Consider the following 14879-nt stretch of genomic DNA (forward strand, 5'->3'; position numbering starts at 1 on the left):
AAATAATGAAAAAAGGCGGGAAAGCCCGCCTGGATATTAATTTCTACGCTCAAATGCCAGCGCGCGTCGTTCAATCAGGCGCATCATCAATGTCAGCAAACCATTGACGCACAGATACACCAAACCGGCGGCGGCGAACACCGTGACATCATAGGTGCGGCCATACAGCAATTGACCGTGGCCCATTACCTCCATCAGCGTGATGGTGTAGGCCAGAGAGGTACTTTTGAACACCAGCACCACTTCATTGGAGTAGGACGACAACGCACGTTTAAACGCATACGGCAGCAGAATTCGCAGCGTGTCTTTACGATTCATCCCGAGGGCAGCACAGGATTGCCACTGACCGGAAGGAATGGCACGTACCGCGCCGTAAAACAATTGCGTAGTGTAGGCTGCGCTGTTGAGCGACAGCGCCAGCAGGGCGCACAGCCACGGCTGCGACAGCAAATGCCACAGCCAGGGAATGTTCTGGATGCTGGGGAACTGGCCGGGGCCGTAGTATATCAGGAAGATCTGCACCAGCAGCGGCGTACCGGTGAACACCGTGATGTAGCCTTTGACGAGGGCATTCACCACCGGCACTTTCAGCGCCAGCACCACGGTGAACAGCAGCGACAACACCAACGCGGCGATCAGTGAAGCGACGGTCAACGTCAGGCTGGTATGCAGACCTTTCAGCAGTTCGGGTAAATATTGCAGCATATCAGGCTCCCCGCTCAAAACGCGTGGTGCGCGATTCAATACGGCGCAGCACCGCCTGACTGAACAGCGTGATAATCAGATAGATGGCCGCGGCCACCAGATACCAGGTAAAGGGCTCCTGCGTACGGGTAGCGATGCTTTTGGTCTGCAACATCAGATCGTTAACGCTAATCAGCGACACCAGCGCGGTATCCTTCAGCAGCACCAGCCACTGGTTACCCAGGCCGGGTAATGCGTGACGCCACATCTGCGGCATGATCAGGCGGAAGAAAATCGCTGACTTCTTCATCCCCAGCGCCTGACCGGATTCCCACTGACCCACTGGCACCGCTTTTAACGCGCCGCGCAGGGTTTGTGATGCGTAAGCCGAGTAAAGCATCGCCAGCGCAATTACGCCGCACAGGAATGGGCTGACATCGAAGTTCTCAATCTGTACCTGCACCGGAATGCTGAACAGGCCAAGGTTGATATGGAAGCCATCCGACAGTGACAGCAACAATTGCGAGGCACCGAAGTAGATAAACAGCACCACGAGGATTTCCGGCAGACCGCGAATCAGCGTCACTAAACCGGTGCCAACCCAGGCCAACGGCTGCCAGCGCACCGATTCCCAGCCAGCAAAAATCATCGCCAGCACAAGGCCGGCGATCAATGCACAAACGGCAAGGCCGACGGTCATACCGGCGGCGCTTGCGAGTGGAATCATTTCATTCATCAGAAATTACTGCTGAAACCATTTGTTGTAGATGGTTTTGTAAGTACCGTCGGCTTTGACTTTATCCAGCGCGGTGTTGAATTTTTCCTGCAACTCGGTGTTACCCATGCGCACCGCGATGCCAAGACCGGTGCCGAAGTAGGCTTTGTCGGTCACTTTGTCACCCAGCGCGGCCAGGTTCGGGTTTTGCTTCAGCCACTCGTTGACCACCGCAGTGTCACCGAAGACGGCATCGATGCGGCCATTTTTCAGGTCGAGGATGGCGTTCTGGTAGCTGTCATACGGCACCACGGTGATGTCGCTGTGCTTATCAGACAGGTATTTCTGATGGGTGGTGCCGTTCTGCACGCCGACACGCTTGCCTTTCAGCGCCGCGACATCCGCCACTTTGCCTTTCTGCGCGATAAACAGCGCCGAGTTGTCGTAGTAAGGTTTAGTGAACAGCACCTGCTTTTCACGCTCTGGCGTGATGTCCATACCAGCCATCACCGCGTCGAAACGGCGGAATTTCAGGCTCGGGATCAGGCTGTCAAAGGCCTGATTGGTGAAGGTACAGGTGGCATCAATCTCTTTACACAAGGCATTGGCCAAATCGACATCAAAGCCCTGAATTTTATTGTCAGAATCGACGAATTCAAACGGAGGATAAGAAGCCTCGGTCGCGAAACGCAGGGTCTGCGCAGCGGAAGCGCTCAGACTCAAACCAGCAAGCAGTGCAGCAAGTACGACTTTTTTCATTAGAGACATCCTGACTTAGTGCGAAAGATAGTGAGCAAACGCGTCGGTTTGCGGCTGTGTAAAGTGGCTGGCGTCGCCCTGTTCCACAATGTGGCCATTTTCCATGTACACCACACGGCTGGCGGTCTTACGTGCGACTTCCACTTCATGGGTGACGATCACCTGGGTAATCTTCGTCTGCGCCAGCTCATTGATAATGCTGACGATCTGCGCGGTGATTTCCGGGTCGAGTGCGGCGGTCGGTTCATCGAACAATAGCACCTGGGGTTCCATCATCAGCGCGCGTGCAATCGCCACGCGTTGTTGCTGACCACCGGAAAGGTGCAAGGGAAAACGCTCGGCATACGGGGTCAGTCGCAGACGATCCAGCAGTTTTTCGGCGCGCGCACGGGCCTGATCCTTGCTTAAACCCAGCACGCGGCAGGGCGCTTCGATCAGGTTTTGCAGCACCGTCAGATGCGGCCACAAGTTGTATTGTTGGAACACCATACCCACGTTCTGACGCAATTCACGAATCGCACTGTCAGACGGAGTCTTACTGAAGTCAAAATGATTGCCGGCGATCTGCAAACTGCCAGAACGCGGCTGCTCCAGCAGATTCAGCACGCGCAGGAGTGAACTTTTCCCCGCGCCGCTCGGACCGAGCAACACCAGCGTCTCGCCCTGTGGGCAGGCCAGGTTGATATCGAACAGCGCCTGGTGGGCACCGTAAAAACAGTTAATGCCGGTTAGTTGAATACTCATGCGCGATAAATGAATAGCAATTGATGCCGCGAATCTTAACGTCACCAGAATAGTTATGCAATTGAGGTGGGTTAAAATTTATTAAACAGCAGTTAAAGGTAAAAAGCGTAGCACAATATCTCGACATCGCGGTGTGGCAGACAAAATGCGCGATAAATCGCGCCGCTACAACCGATACATTTTGTAGCGGCGTGATTTATCACGCCAGACAGGTAATTAACGCTCCTCCAGCAACTGACTCAGCGAGCCACCACCCGGATGCGGCCAGTTGCCAACGTAACGCACATCATCCACTACCCAACAGCTGCCTTCGTGGATCATCAGTACTTCGTCCTGCCACTTCTTATCGCCCCGCGTCAGGTCAACACGCAGCGGGATATTGCGGGCATCCCGGTTGGGGATGGAGGAGGCGCTGGCTACCTCAGCAGAGGTGGGGCCTTGCGCCAGGCTGGAGAACAGGTCACCACTGCGCCAGTCGGCAGGTTTATTGCTCAACCCGTTTGACTGCACCAGCTTCTGATACAACCGGTCGCTCAGGTAGGGACGATATTTCGCCAGCAGCGCATTATCCGGCAGGCCCTGGGTTGGTTGGCTGACGCGTAAATCGTAGAATTGCTGCGCCACGCTATCCGGGCCGCCTTCGACACACGACGCCATACGTGGACCATTATCCTTTATCACGGGCTCAACGGTGGTACAGGCGCTGAGCAGCAACGCTGCGGGAACAACTAGCGCAAAAGCATTGTTTCTCATCTCGATTTCCTTATTGTTCACTGGCAAAGCGGCATAATTAGCATAAAGTATAGCGTTGGTTTCGGTGCCAGACGGGGGAGAGGATGTTGATGTGGCTGATGCGTGGTGGGTTGCTGCTGGCGATGCTGATCCTGAGCGGGTGTCAGTCGGCGATTGAAGCACGCCACGGCTATTGGGTCGATACCTCCCACCCGGCGCAAGGCGCGCGGCCACGCATTAAGGTGGTGGTGATCCACTACACCGCCGAAGATCTTCCTTCCTCGCTGGCGACCTTGACCGATCGTGAAGTCAGCGCGCATTACCTGATTCCGGCGCAACCCGAACAGCGCAGAGGAAAAGGGGTGATCTGGCAACTGGTGCCCGAAAGTCAATTGGCCTGGCACGCCGGACCGAGTTTCTGGCGCGGCGCGACGCGCATCAACGACACCTCGATTGGCATTGAACTGGTAAACAGCGGCTATCAACGCACGCTGGTCGGATTGCGTTGGCAGCCGTTCAGCCCGGCACAAATCGCGGCGCTGGAAGCCTTAGTCAAAGACATCACCAAGCGTTACGGTATTTCGCCGGAAAATGTGGTGGGGCACAGCGATATCGCGCCGCAGCGCAAACAGGATCCTGGTCCACTGTTTCCGTGGCAGCAACTGGCGCAGCAGGGGATTGGGGCGTGGCCCGATACGGCTACGGTGCAGCGTTACCTTGGCGATCAGGCCGCCGATGCGTTGGTTGATCAACAAGCATTATTGGATGTGTTACAGCGCTACGGTTATGACATCACGGCTGCCACCACGCCTGCGATGCAGCGTAAGGTGATTGCGGCATTTCAGATGCATTTCAGGCCGCGGGATTACCGTGGCCTGGCGGATGCAGAGACGCTGGCAATTGCCCGCGCGTTACTGGCGAAATATGGTGCTGCCTGAGGTTATGCCTGTTGCAGGAAGGCCTGCCAGTGAGCGACCAGCTGTGCCAGATCGTCACGGCTGACATCCAGATGGGTAACAATACGCGTTACCGGGCCGACGCTAATCAACACGTCACGCGCCTTCAGCCACGCTTTTAACCCTTCAACCTGCTGCGGTGGGACCTGTACAAATAACATATTGGTTTGCTGGCTTACCACCGTCACGCCCAGCGCTTGCAACTGCTCGCCCAGCCAGGCCGCGTTGTCATGGTCGTCCTGCAAACGCGCCACGTTATGTTGCAGCGCATACAGGCCTGCGGCCGCCAGAATTCCGGCCTGGCGCATCCCGCCGCCGGTCATTTTGCGCCAGCGGCGAGCCTGTTCAATATACGCAGCATCACCGCACAGCAGCGATCCCACCGGGGTGCCAAGCCCTTTGGACAGGCAGATGGTCAGGGTGTCGCAGTAACGGGCAATCTTTTCCAGCGTGGTGTTTTGCGCCACCACCGCGTTGAAGATACGCGCGCCGTCAATATGCAACGCCAGCTTATGTTCGCGAGTGAATTGCCAGGCTTGCTCCAGATACGCGAGTGGTAGCACTTTGCCGTGATGGGTGTTTTCCAGGCTCAGCAGACGGGTGCGGGCAAAGTGGATATCGTCCGGCTTAATAGCGGCAGCGACATCGACCAGCGGCAAGGTACCGTCTTCCGCCGCCAAAATCGGTTGAGGCTGAATGCTGCCCAGCACTGCCGCACCACCGGCTTCGTATTTGTAGTTATGCGCCTGCTGTCCAACGATATACTCTTCACCGCGCTGGCAGTGGCTCAATAGCGCCACGAGATTCGCTTGTGTACCGGTAGGAAAAAATAACGCGGCTTCTTTGCCGCTCAGACGTGCAGCTTCGGCTTCCAGTGCATTGACGGTAGGATCGTCACGATAAACATCATCGCCGGTTTCAGCCGCCATCATGGCGTCCAACATGGCGGAACTCGGGCGGGTTACGGTATCACTGCGTAAATCGATCACGTCGCTCTCCTGAAAGAAAAAGCGGGCTGAGCGCCCGCATACGATTTTTTGGTTTGCTGAAACCGTTTTACCTCAGCCAGTTGGTTTTCGCCAGCTCCACAACTTCATCGCCACGACCATTCAGAATCGCGCGTAGCATATACAAACTGAAGCCTTTGGCCTGTTCCAGTTTGATTTGTGGTGGGATAGCCAACTCTTCTTTGGCGGTAATCACATCCAGCAGCACCGGACCATCATGGGCGAATGCTTCCTCCAGCGCGCTGTCGAGCGCCGAGGCTTGCTCTACCCGAATACCTTTGATGCCACAGGCGGTGGCGATGGCCGCAAAGTCAGGATTTTCCAGTTCGGTGCCATCGGTGAGATAGCCTCCGGCTTTCATCTCCATCGCCACAAACCCCAGCACGCTATTGTTGAAGATCACCAGCTTTACCGGCAGCTTCAGTTGTGCCACGGAAATAAAATCGCCCATCAGCATGCTGAATCCGCCATCGCCACACAGCGCCACCACCTGACGGTCGCGGTTGAGCGCCTGTGCGCCTAATGCCTGGGGCATCGCGTTTGCCATCGAACCGTGATTAAACGAGCCGAGCAGCCGCCGTTTACCGTTCATTTTCAGATAGCGTGCAGCCCAAACCGTGGGGGTGCCGACATCGCAGGTAAAGATGGCATCATCAGCGGCAAAATGGCTGATTTGCTGCGCCAGATATTGAGGATGGATTGCCTGTTTATCATTGGCGGTTGCCAGCTCGTCCAGCCCTTTGCGGGCATCGGCATAGTGTTCCAATGCGTTGTCAAGGTGCTGACGATCGCTTTTGCTGGTGAGCTGTGGCTGCAATGCCAGCAGGGTGGCTTTGATATCGCCCACCAACGCCATATCCACATGGCTATGCGCGCCGAGACTGGCGGGATTGATATCAATCTGAATGATGTTGGCTTCTGCCGGGTAGAAGGGACGGTAGGGGAATTGCGTACCCAGCAGCACCAACGTGTCGGCGTTCATCATGGCGTGAAAACCGGAAGAAAAACCGATCAGACCGGTCATGCCAACATCATAAGGATTATCGTACTCGATATGTTCTTTGCCACGCATCGCGTGTACCACCGGTGCTTTCAGCGTTTCCGCCAGCTTCACCACTTCAGCATGCGCACCGGCGCAACCGCTGCCGCACAGCAGGGTAATATTTTTTGCGCCATTCAGCGTCAACGCCAGTCGGGCGATTTCACTGGCGGACGGCACCACCTGCGGCAATTGTGGCGGATACCAATCGGCGCGTGCGCCTTCTGGGGCTGCTTCCAGCGCCACATCACCGGGTAATACCACCACCGAAACGCCACGATTGAGGATGGCTTTACGCATCGCGATGCCCAGCACCTGCGGCAGCTGCTCCGGGTTGGACACCAGCTCGCAATAGTGGCTGCATTCGCGGAACAACTCCTGGGGGTGGGTTTCCTGAAAATAGCCACTGCCGATTTCACTGGAGGGGATGTGCGCGGCAATGGCCAGCACCGGGACATGATTGCGATGGCAATCAAACAGGCCATTGATCAGGTGAAGATTGCCTGGCCCGCAGGAACCGGCACACACCGCCAGTTGCCCACTGATTTGCGCTTCGGCACCGGCGGCAAAAGCAGCGACTTCCTCATGTCGGGTGGGCATCCACTGGATGGTGCCCATGCGGTTGAGGCTGTCATTTAGCCCATTCAATGAATCGCCAGTTACGCCCCAGATGCGTTTCACACCTGCGTTTTCTAAGGTTTTCGCCAGCAGCGCTGCAACAGTTTGCTTCATCAAACACTCCTTTCCGGGAAAATGAGGTCAGTCTGAAGCGTAGACGATGGGATAACCGCGCAGCCGTGAAAAAATGCGCTGCGCGTAATCGGGTCAGGCCGAGAACAGGGCGATCAGAATCGGCGCCAGCAGACTCATGATAAAGCCGTGCACAATGGCCGCCGGGACAATCTCCATCCCTCCTGCGCGCTGCAAGATGGGGAGGGTGAAATCCATTGAGGTGGCACCGCTCAACCCCAACGCCGTGCAGCGATGGCGTGTGACCAGCAGGGGGATCAGCATGATGGCGAATAATTCGCGTAGCAGGTCATTGAAGAACGCTGCACTGCCCATCACCGGGCCGAAGGCTTCGGTCATCAGAATGCCGGAGAGGGAGTACCAGCCAAATCCGCTCGCCAGTGCCAACCCGGTTTTTAGCGGCAAACCCAGTAACGTAGCAGCCAGAGCACCGCCACACAGGGCGCTGACCAGCGATACCCCCGCCACCAACAGGCCACGGCGATTCAACATAATCTGCCGTAATGTCATGCCGCTGCCGCGCAACTGAATGCCGACCAGGAAAAGCATCAGGATCAACGCGTATTCGCTGGCGGTGGCGGCGTGACGCAGGGGGGATGCGTGGGTCAATCCCAGCAGAAATCCCGCGGCAACAGTGGCACACAATTTCACCGATTCCAGCGCCATATGCCAGCGTGAGGGCAATGTTTGCGGGCGATGGTTATGCTGCCACGGATAACGTTTTTCCAGTAACCACAGCGCGCCCAGCGAGCAGGCAAGGATACACAGCATGCTGATGAGCGCGGTATGGAAGATCGTCAGCAGATTGCTACCAAGATTGTCGAGAAACGCCAGGCTGATGCCCATAAAAAACAGAATCAGGTAAACAATGTGTCCCAACGAGCGGTTGGCGATTTTCAGCAGACGCGGGCTTTGCTCTGGCAACAACCAGCCGAGGATCAGTGGCAGCAGGATAATGATCAATCCGGTATACATCATGTGATTCGTCCCTGAAAAAATGAGGCGTCACGCTAACGAAAAATATCTGAAGTGTAAACCTTTTCCCGGCGAGACGGCTTGACCAACGCCACAAGGCAGACCATGCTCAGGCAAAGAACAGGATGGATGCTGCGATGATTCTGGAACATATCGATATATATGGTTTTCGCGGGATAAACCGACTCTCATTGTCGTTGACTGCGACCAATCTGTTGATTGGCGAAAATGCCTGGGGGAAATCGAGTCTGCTGGATGCGTTGACGCTGTTGCTGGCTCCCGCTACCGAATCCTATCTCTTCACCGAAAACGACTTCCACTTCCCGCCAGGCGATCTTGAGGCGCGCACTCACCAGTTACAGCTGGTATTCCGTTTTCGCGGCGAAAGCCACGATGAAGAGCCGGTACTGGAGCCGTTCTGGCAACGTGATGGTGACGAACGTTACCTGTGCTTCAGCGCACGCGGTAAGCGGCATGAGCATCAGGTGAAGACCACCCATCGCTTTATTGATGCGCGCGGCGATGTATTACCGCTGGACGGGACGGCGCAGGCGCTGGTCCACCTAAGAACCTTTTACCCGGTGTTGCGCGTGCGCGATGCCCGCTTTAGCCGTCGGGCGCGTCAGGTGGAGACTGATCCGGTGCAACGTGCCAGTACCCTGAGCGAGTTGGCGCTGGAAGTTGATAAACTGACGCGTGACCTGGTTTCGCGACCACAAATGCTGAGCGATGAACTGCTGCGCCAGGGGCTGCATACGATGCAGCAATTGCTGGAACATTACTTTTTGGTCCAGCATCCGGGGGGCAACATGGCCAGGGTATCGCCGGAAGCCCGAAACGGTGGAGAGGGTTGGCGTTCTCTGGATAAGCTCAATCATCTGATTGCGGGTACTGAATCGCGCAGCCGCCAGGTCATTCTGTTACGCATGTTTTCGCTGTTGATTCAGGCGCACGGCAACGCTGCGCTACCGGTCGGCGCTCGCCCCATGTTACTGGTTGAGGACCCGGAAACCCGCCTCCATCCCATTATGCTGGCGGTGGCGTGGAACCTGCTGGATCTGATGCCAGTGCAAAAAATCGCCACCACTAATTCAGGTGAATTATTGTCTCAGGTACCGCTGGAGAGTGTTTGTCGTCTGGTACGTGAACCGACACGGGTTGCGGCCTGGCGCATCGGCCCTGAGGGGCTGAGTGCGGAGGAGAGCCGTCGGATTGGTTTCCATATTCGCGTTAATCGTCCATCGGCCCTGTTTGCGCGCTGCTGGCTGCTGGTGGAGGGGGAGACGGAGGTGTGGATTATTAATGAACTGGCACGCCAGAGCGGTTATCACTTTGCCGCGGAAGGGGTGAAGGTGATTGAGTTTGCCCAGTCCGGCCTGAAACCATTGCTGAAATTTGCCCGCCGTATGGGGATAGCCTGGCATGTGTTGACCGATGGCGATGATGCCGGGAAGAAATATGCGGCGACCACGCGCAGCCAGTTACAAGCGCATGAACATGATGTCGATCACCTGACGATGCTACCGGCGCTGGATATCGAGAACTTCTTTTATAAGCATGGGTTTAGTGACATTTATCATCAAACAGCGCACCTGCCGTTAAACGTACCGATGAACGCCCGGCGTATTATCACTAAAGCGATTCATCATAGTTCTAAGCCGGAGCTGGCGATTGCTGTCGCGATGGCTGCTGCCGAACGTGGACCGGCGTCGATTCCGTCCCTGCTGGATACCTTGTTTTCACGGGTAATTTGGTTGGCACATGGCAAGGCCGATTGATTTCACGGCGAAATCTTGTCGGAAGAGGACGTAAAATTCTCAAAAGAAAAATGCCAGCATCACTGGCTGGCATTTTTTTTCGGGAGTGGTCAGAATGGATGAAGTGGCGCAGGTTTATACCGGCACCGATGTCTCCACCGGCACAATCAGGCTGGCGTGATTGCCTTTTGGCCCTTCATGGACATCAAACTGAACCTGCTGGCCGGCTTTCAGCGTTCTGTATCCCTCCATCTGGATCGTGGAGTAGTGTGCGAAGATATCGTCGCCGCCGCCAATCGGACAGATAAAGCCGAAGCCTTTGGCGTTGTTGAACCATTTAACAGTACCCGTCTCCATGCTTTTACTTCCCTCGCAAGACATTTTGATAAGTAGGTGAGGTCATTGAAGCTGTGAGTCGAGCTTGTTCAAAACTCACTCAGCTTGTGTAAGTAGAATGTAGAGAAACGGTCCTTATCGTCAAGCAAACGACCCGGGCGCGCAGGGGGAAATTCATCAAAATTTGAGGCAGTTAACGCTATTGCAAATTTTGTGATACAGGTCGCGCATGTGCTTTCAGGGCCATTTTTTAGTAATGGGAAAATGGCTTGACAGACATGTTAAACTTTAGGTGTGAGCGCAGAAATGCGCACAACCGTAACGCAGAATTTCGACGGAACATTATGGCAAACACAAACGACTGGCTTAATTTTGAACATCTGGCCGAAGACAAAGTACGCGAAGGGTTAAAGCCGCCTTCAATGTATAAAGTCATTCTGAATAATGACGATTATACACCTATGGAATTTGTTATTGACGTTCTGCAAAAGTTCTTTTCTTATGATGTTGAACGTGCAACGCAGCTGATGTTGAAAGTTCACTACCAGGGAAAGGCGATCTGTGGTGTATTTACTGCGGAAGTGGCGGAAACCAAAGTTGCCCAGGTGAACAATTACGCACGAGATAATGAACATCCGTTGCTGTGTACGCTGGAAAAAGCCTGAAACCGTCTCCATATAGGGGAAAGGTCGTCAGAGCGATAATTGGGGGAGGTGCCTAATGCTCAATCAAGAACTGGAACTCAGTTTAAACATGGCTTTCGCCAGAGCGCGTGAGCACCGTCATGAGTTTATGACCGTCGAGCATCTGTTGCTGGCTCTGCTCAGCAACCCGTCGGCCAGAGAGGCACTGGAAGCCTGTACGGTGGATATCGTGGCTCTGCGACAGGAACTCGAAGCCTTCATCGAACAAACCACACCGGTGTTGCCTGCCAGTGAAGAAGAGCGCGATACGCAACCGACGCTCAGCTTCCAGCGCGTGCTGCAACGTGCGGTTTTCCATGTCCAGTCATCCGGGCGCAGCGAAGTATCGGGTGCCAATGTGCTGGTCGCCATTTTCAGCGAGCAGGAGTCGCAAGCGGCTTATCTGCTGCGTAAACACGAAGTGAGCCGCCTCGATGTGGTGAACTTTATCTCCCACGGTACGCGTAAAGACGAGCCTGGCCAGGCACAGAATGCGGAAAATCCGGTTAACGAAGAGCAAGCAGGCGGGGAGGAACGTATGGAAAACTTCACCACCAATCTTAATCAGCTTGCTCGAGTCGGTGGGATAGACCCGCTGATCGGCCGCGAGAAAGAGCTGGAACGGGCTATTCAGGTATTATGCCGTCGCCGTAAAAACAACCCGCTGCTGGTGGGGGAATCCGGTGTCGGTAAAACCGCGATTGCGGAAGGCCTTGCCTGGCGGATTGTGCAGGGCGATGTGCCGGAAGTGATGAAAGATTGCACCATCTATTCACTGGACATCGGTTCACTGCTGGCGGGCACCAAGTATCGTGGTGACTTTGAAAAACGTTTCAAAGCACTGCTGAAGCAGCTGGAGCAGGACAACAGCAGCATTCTGTTCATCGATGAAATCCACACCATCATTGGTGCGGGAGCGGCATCGGGTGGTCAGGTGGATGCAGCGAACTTGATCAAGCCGTTGCTTTCCAGCGGTAAAATCCGCGTGATGGGTTCAACCACCTATCAGGAATTCAGTAACATTTTTGAGAAAGATCGGGCGTTGGCGCGTCGTTTCCAGAAAATCGACATCACTGAACCGTCGGTTGAAGAAACGGTGCAAATCCTTAACGGTCTGAAACCGAAATACGAAGCGCACCACGATGTTCGCTATACCGCCAAAGCGGTCCGTGCGGCGGTGGAGCTGGCGGTGAAATACATCAACGATCGTCATCTGCCTGATAAGGCAATCGACGTGATCGATGAAGCGGGTGCGCGTGCGCGCCTGGTGCCTGCCAGTAAACGTAAAAAAACGGTCAATGTCTCGGATATTGAGACGGTGGTTGCGCGTATTGCGCGTATTCCGGAACAAAGCGTCTCGGCAACCGATCGCGATACGCTGAAAAACCTCGGCGATCGTCTGAAAATGCTGGTATTTGGTCAGGATAATGCCATCGAGGCACTGACTGAAGCCATCAAGATGAGCCGTGCGGGTCTTGGCCAGGAACGTAAACCGGTAGGTTCCTTCCTGTTTGCCGGTCCGACCGGGGTAGGTAAAACCGAGGTGACGGTGCAGCTGGCGAAAGCGCTGGGCATTGAGCTGCTGCGTTTCGATATGTCGGAATATATGGAGCGTCATACTGTCAGCCGTCTGATTGGTGCGCCTCCGGGCTATGTCGGTTTTGACCAGGGTGGCTTGCTCACCGATGCGGTGATCAAACATCCACACGCCGTGGTGTTGCTGGATGAAATCGAGAAAGCACATCCGGATGTGTTCAACCTGTTGTTGCAGGTGATGGATAACGGCATGTTGACGGATAACAACGGTCGCAAAGCCGATTTCCGTAACGTGGTGCTGGTGATGACCACCAACGCCGGGGTCCGTGAAACCGAGCGTAAATCGATTGGTCTGATTCAGCAGGACAACAGCACTGACGCGATGGAAGAGATCAAAAAGATCTTTACGCCGGAGTTCCGTAACCGTCTCGACAACATTATCTGGTTCCGTCACCTGTCGACTGAGGTGATTCATCAGGTGGTGGATAAATTTATTGTTGAGCTTCAGGCTCAGCTGGATGCGAAAGGCGTGTCGCTGGAAGTTAGCGATGATGCGCGTGACTGGCTGGCTGAAAAAGGTTACGACAAAGCAATGGGTGCACGTCCAATGGCGCGTACCGTGCAGGAAAACCTGAAAAAACCGCTCGCCAACGAACTGTTGTTCGGTTCACTGGTAGATGGTGGCTCAGTCTCCGTCGCGCTGGATAAAGAGAAAAACCAGCTGACGTATCACTTCCTGAGTGCGGAAAAACGTAAAACCGAAGGTACCGTGCATTAATTAAAAGCCTTGCAGGTCAAAAGCCCCTCTGGTGCATTGCATCAGGGGGGCTTTTTTATATGCCTGCATCGCGCCGCTACGGATTGCGCATGAAAAAGGCCGGATACGAATCCGGCCTTTTTTCGCGTTCAGAAAACGCGTGACGTGAACAACAAATCAGCGACTACGGAAGACAATGCGGCCTTTGCTCAGGTCGTACGGGGTCAACTCGACAGTCACTTTGTCGCCCGTCAGGATGCGGATGTAGTTTTTGCGCATTTTACCGGAGATATGAGCGGTAACCACGTGCCCGTTTTCAAGCTCTACGCGGAACATGGTGTTAGGTAACGTATCCAGTACGGTACCTTGCATTTCAATATTGTCTTCTTTGGCCATCGAATCCTCTGGGTGAACTACCAAACTGTTGAACCGGCAAGATAATGCCGAATTCCATGATTTATGTAAAGAAACGTTGGTGATTTTGCCAACACTTCGCCGTGCGTCGCGCCAATTGCGCGTGCATTACGGATAAATTCGGGTGTTTTTGACGTCTGCGGGGGATTAGCGGGCTAAGAATCTGTAGCAATTGGCCTCTGATGCGCAACTGAAACAGCTTCGGGAAAACAGTCACTTTCCCAGCCTGGCAATTCCGGCTCGCCACAGCGAAGCGCGGACGACATACCAAACTCGACTATTATATCACTTTCACTGCGTATTGTGTGCAAAACATCTGCGCCAGCGCTCAAAAAAGGGTTTGTGTTTGCCAGCAACCCGCTAAAACAGGCTGCCATGCCAGGGTTTGTACATACTGCAAATAATCCACGCGCGGAATCTCTACGGCGCCCAGCGAGGCGGTATGGGGATTCAGTACCTGGCAATCAATCAGTCGGCCATGATGTTGCAGAAAATGCTGACTGAAAACCCACAACGCGGTTTTGGAGGCATTTTCCTGGCGGCTGAACATCGACTCGCCACAAAAAATCTGTCCCAGTGCCAGCCCGTACAACCCCCCGACCAGACGTTGTTCATGCCACACTTCAACCGAATGCGCATGGCCCAGTTCATACAACCGTAGCCAGGCGCGTTTGACCTCGAAGGTGATCCAGGTGCCTTCCTGACGATTACTGGCGCAGCCTTCCAGTACCTGCGCGAACGCCTGGTTCATGGTGACACGATAGGGGGATTGACGGTGAAAACGCGCCATACTGCGGCTGAGGTGGAATGATTCCGGTAACATCACCGCGCGCGGATCGGGCGACCACCAGAGAATCGGGTCGCCGGGCGAAAACCACGGAAAAATACCACGCTGGTACGCATTCATCAGACGAGCAGGGGAGAGATCACCCCCCATCGCCAGCAAGCCATTTGGCTCGCGTAGCGCCATTTCCGGAGGCGGGAAATGCAGCGAATCGCGTGACAGTTGAACCAATCTCATTGCGTTAATCACCC

General features: G+C 54.8%; 15 protein-coding genes. 4 read left to right on the forward strand and 11 right to left on the reverse strand.

The window, feature by feature from the left end:
* Positions 1 to 36 precede the first annotated feature (36 nt).
* The 5 genes from artM to AC6I8R_RS06705 all read right to left on the reverse strand — a co-directional run bounded on the left by artM (position 37) and on the right by AC6I8R_RS06705 (position 3655).
* Positions 37 to 705, reverse strand: coding sequence for an arginine ABC transporter permease ArtM (gene artM, locus AC6I8R_RS06685; RefSeq protein ID WP_021182576.1), 669 nt, complete (start codon positions 703 to 705; stop codon positions 37 to 39).
* Position 706: 1 nt separating this feature from the next.
* The gene (gene artQ, locus AC6I8R_RS06690; protein ID WP_497832041.1) at positions 707 to 1420 is read right to left on the reverse strand and encodes an arginine ABC transporter permease ArtQ; all 714 of its coding nucleotides are present in this window, start codon (positions 1418 to 1420) and stop codon (positions 707 to 709) included.
* 6 nt (positions 1421 to 1426) lie between these two features.
* Positions 1427 to 2158 carry an arginine ABC transporter substrate-binding protein gene (gene artJ, locus AC6I8R_RS06695; protein WP_497832042.1) on the reverse strand — a complete coding sequence of 244 codons (732 nt, stop codon included), beginning with the start codon at positions 2156 to 2158 and terminating at the stop codon, positions 1427 to 1429.
* A gap of 15 nt (positions 2159 to 2173) precedes the next feature.
* Positions 2174 to 2902 (reverse strand): arginine ABC transporter ATP-binding protein ArtP, encoded by a 729-nt coding sequence (gene artP, locus AC6I8R_RS06700; protein ID WP_021182579.1) that lies wholly within the window; start codon positions 2900 to 2902, stop codon positions 2174 to 2176.
* A gap of 216 nt (positions 2903 to 3118) precedes the next feature.
* Positions 3119 to 3655, reverse strand: a complete 537-nt coding sequence (locus AC6I8R_RS06705; RefSeq protein WP_415174062.1) for a lipoprotein — start codon at positions 3653 to 3655, stop codon at positions 3119 to 3121.
* An 83-nt stretch (positions 3656 to 3738) separates the two neighbouring features.
* Between AC6I8R_RS06705 and AC6I8R_RS06710 the strand changes: the two genes are divergently transcribed.
* On the forward strand, positions 3739 to 4572 hold the full coding sequence (locus tag AC6I8R_RS06710) for an N-acetylmuramoyl-L-alanine amidase (RefSeq protein WP_497832043.1): 834 nt from the start codon (positions 3739 to 3741) through the stop codon (positions 4570 to 4572).
* A gap of 2 nt (positions 4573 to 4574) precedes the next feature.
* Here AC6I8R_RS06710 and ltaE read toward each other — a convergent pair whose 3' ends face one another.
* From ltaE to AC6I8R_RS06725, 3 genes are all read right to left on the reverse strand, one after another.
* Entirely contained in the window at positions 4575 to 5579 is a 1005-nt protein-coding gene (gene ltaE, locus AC6I8R_RS06715) for a low-specificity L-threonine aldolase (protein WP_021182582.1), read from the reverse strand.
* 67 nt (positions 5580 to 5646) lie between these two features.
* Positions 5647 to 7368 (reverse strand): ubiquinone-dependent pyruvate dehydrogenase, encoded by a 1722-nt coding sequence (poxB, locus tag AC6I8R_RS06720; RefSeq protein ID WP_497832044.1) that lies wholly within the window; start codon positions 7366 to 7368, stop codon positions 5647 to 5649.
* A gap of 93 nt (positions 7369 to 7461) precedes the next feature.
* Positions 7462 to 8361, reverse strand: coding sequence for a LysO family transporter (locus AC6I8R_RS06725; RefSeq protein WP_497832741.1), 900 nt, complete (start codon positions 8359 to 8361; stop codon positions 7462 to 7464).
* Between the two features lie 137 nt (positions 8362 to 8498).
* Between AC6I8R_RS06725 and AC6I8R_RS06730 the strand changes: the two genes are divergently transcribed.
* Positions 8499 to 10139 (forward strand): DUF2813 domain-containing protein, encoded by a 1641-nt coding sequence (locus tag AC6I8R_RS06730; protein ID WP_415174066.1) that lies wholly within the window; start codon positions 8499 to 8501, stop codon positions 10137 to 10139.
* 114 nt (positions 10140 to 10253) lie between these two features.
* Here AC6I8R_RS06730 and cspD read toward each other — a convergent pair whose 3' ends face one another.
* A complete protein-coding gene (gene cspD, locus AC6I8R_RS06735; protein ID WP_013508492.1) occupies positions 10254 to 10475 on the reverse strand; it encodes a cold shock-like protein CspD in 222 nt (73 codons plus the stop codon).
* Between the two features lie 323 nt (positions 10476 to 10798).
* Between cspD and clpS the strand changes: the two genes are divergently transcribed.
* The gene (gene clpS / locus AC6I8R_RS06740; RefSeq protein WP_021182586.1) at positions 10799 to 11119 is read left to right on the forward strand and encodes an ATP-dependent Clp protease adapter ClpS; all 321 of its coding nucleotides are present in this window, start codon (positions 10799 to 10801) and stop codon (positions 11117 to 11119) included.
* A 55-nt stretch (positions 11120 to 11174) separates the two neighbouring features.
* Positions 11175 to 13451 (forward strand): ATP-dependent Clp protease ATP-binding subunit ClpA, encoded by a 2277-nt coding sequence (gene clpA / locus AC6I8R_RS06745; protein ID WP_021182587.1) that lies wholly within the window; start codon positions 11175 to 11177, stop codon positions 13449 to 13451.
* Between the two features lie 156 nt (positions 13452 to 13607).
* On the opposite strand, the gene infA is transcribed toward clpA, so the two are convergent.
* Complete coding sequence (gene infA / locus AC6I8R_RS06750; protein WP_002211347.1) at positions 13608 to 13826, reverse strand: translation initiation factor IF-1; 219 nt, start codon at positions 13824 to 13826, stop codon at positions 13608 to 13610.
* A gap of 346 nt (positions 13827 to 14172) precedes the next feature.
* A complete protein-coding gene (aat, locus tag AC6I8R_RS06755) occupies positions 14173 to 14865 on the reverse strand; it encodes a leucyl/phenylalanyl-tRNA--protein transferase (RefSeq protein ID WP_021182588.1) in 693 nt (230 codons plus the stop codon).
* Positions 14866 to 14879: the final 14 nt, after the last annotated feature.

The organism is Pantoea sp. X-Soil-OKNW-713 (assembly GCF_059730685.1).